Below are 955 nucleotides of genomic sequence, written 5' to 3' on the forward strand. Positions count from 1 at the left end.
TGTATTTATTTAAAGGTAATCAAAATGAGTAATCTTTATTCTACCCAGGTTAAAGCAATCGGTGGACGTTCAGGAAATATTCGTAGTGAAGATGGTATCTTAGAACTAAAATTGGCTTTGCCAAAAGAATTAGGTGGTAAAGGTGATGCAACGAATCCTGAACAATTATTTGCAGCTGGCTATGCTGCATGCTTTGGAAATGCAGTGATCCATGTAACTCGTAGCAATAAAGAATATAAAATCCGTGATAACGATGTAGAGGTCCTGAGTACTGTTGGAATGGTTGCTAATGGCAATGGTGGATTTGCCTTGACAGTACACTTAGATGTCACGCTTTCAGGTATTTCACAAGCTGAGGCAGAGAAAATCGTGGAACAAACGCATCAAGTATGTCCTTATTCCAATGCTATTCGAGGTAATATACAGGTGTCTACCACTGTCTATACCAAATAAAAAGCTATGTCCAAGAATCAGCTTTGCTTAGATGAGCAACTATGTTTTCCTATTTATGCTGCATCTAATTTAATCGTAAAAGCTTATCGCCCTTTTCTTACACCTCTCGGACTCACTTATCCTCAATATTTAGTGATGTTGGTTTTGTGGGAAAAAGAATGTGTAAGTGTGGGTGATCTTGGACAAATTTTACATCTTGATAGTGGAACATTAACCCCACTATTAAAAAGAATGGAGACATCTGGTCTAATTAATCGATCACGTGATCCTAATGATGAAAGACGAGTTTTTATTTCATTAAAAGATAAAGGGCGAGACTTATCTGCTGAAGCAGAAAAGATTCCTAAAGAGCTTACCAAGAACATTGAGTTTGATAACTTAAATCAATTACGAGATGAATTAAAAGTATTAGTTAATCTATTATCAGAAAGAATTTGAGACCTCTTAATATCTGATAATGGAAGCCTGTTTACTTTCAAGAATCAATTAGTTTTTCTAAAAT

At 35.4% G+C, this 955-nt stretch carries 2 protein-coding genes; both read left to right on the plus strand.

Going from position 1 to position 955, the window contains the following annotated elements:
- Window positions 1-24: 24 nt before the first annotated feature.
- Entirely contained in the window at window positions 25-453 is a 429-nt protein-coding gene (locus WFH18_RS17505; protein ID WP_004282100.1) for an organic hydroperoxide resistance protein, read from the plus strand.
- A gap of 6 nt (window positions 454-459) precedes the next feature.
- The gene (locus WFH18_RS17510; RefSeq protein ID WP_004282098.1) at window positions 460-891 is read left to right on the plus strand and encodes a MarR family winged helix-turn-helix transcriptional regulator; all 432 of its coding nucleotides are present in this window, start codon (window positions 460-462) and stop codon (window positions 889-891) included.
- The last annotated feature ends 64 nt before the right edge of the window (window positions 892-955 follow it).

It is taken from the genome of Acinetobacter sp. USHLN143 (assembly GCF_037145695.1).
GTDB lineage: Bacteria > Pseudomonadota > Gammaproteobacteria > Pseudomonadales > Moraxellaceae > Acinetobacter > Acinetobacter fasciculus.

Coding starts and splice junctions, on each gene's coding strand:
- WFH18_RS17505 (WP_004282100.1), top strand. CDS start 25: ATGAGTAATCTTTATTCTACCCAGGTTAAAGCAATCGGTGGACGTTCA.
- WFH18_RS17510 (WP_004282098.1), top strand. CDS start 460: ATGTCCAAGAATCAGCTTTGCTTAGATGAGCAACTATGTTTTCCTATT.